Origin of the sequence: Streptomyces sp. GC420 (genome assembly GCF_009916105.1) — a bacterium.
Lineage (GTDB): Bacteria > Actinomycetota > Actinomycetes > Streptomycetales > Streptomycetaceae > Streptomyces.
The window spans coordinates 1-669 of record NZ_JAAAXQ010000814.1; the positions used below are offsets into that span (position 1 = coordinate 1).

Sequence of the window (669 nt, forward strand, 5' to 3'; positions counted from 1 at the left end):
GCAATCAGTGGAGGGTCAGGGCCTCGACGCGTACGTCACGAAGTCCGCCCACGCGTTTGCCGTGAGCGCGAGCTGAGGGCCGCCGAGGTTCTTGGAGTCGCGAACGTGGACGGTGCCGGATCAGCCGGTCAGCAGCGAGGCGGGCAGCAGGACCGTGCCGGCGCAGAAGGCGATCAGCCCGTACCGGATCCACTGGTGCTTGCGCGCGGCGATCCGGCTGCTCTCGGCGAGGGCCGCCATGAGACCGGCGGCGGGGTCGCGTTCGGTGTCGGCGAGCGCCGCCTCCAGTCGGCCCAGCCGGGCGGCCCGCTGGATGTCCCCGAAGAACGACAGGGGCTGTCCGGGGGCCCAGGTCCCGGCCCGGTAGCGGGGCAGCACGGCTAGGAGGAGCGCGAACAGGGAGAACGCGAGGGAGGCGATCCCGGCCCACCACAGGGCGGTGCCGGTCCGGGAGAGCGAGTCGGGGCTCCAGTTTCTCCCGGCGAGGAGGCCGCTGCCCACGCCCGCCGTCATGCCGAGCGCGGCCACCAGCACGGACGCCTTGCCGTCGGCGCGCGCTATCTCGGTGCGCAGGTCGGAGAGGAGGCGTTCGCAGAGCCTCACCCGGCCGTCGGAGGTGTGGCCGCCGTTCCCCGGAGTGCCCGGGGGATCGGTGTGCTGGGCGGGGTC

General features: G+C 73.7%; 1 protein-coding gene and 1 pseudogene. Both read right to left on the reverse strand.

What is annotated here, in order from left to right:
- Positions 1-15: 15 nt before the first annotated feature.
- A pseudogene (locus GUY61_RS38770) lies at positions 16-117 on the reverse strand (DUF397 domain-containing protein); the annotation flags it as partial.
- 3 nt (positions 118-120) lie between these two features.
- Positions 121-603 carry a Pycsar system effector family protein gene (locus GUY61_RS38775; protein ID WP_166634956.1) on the reverse strand — a complete coding sequence of 161 codons (483 nt, stop codon included), beginning with the start codon at positions 601-603 and terminating at the stop codon, positions 121-123.
- Positions 604-669 lie beyond the last annotated feature (66 nt).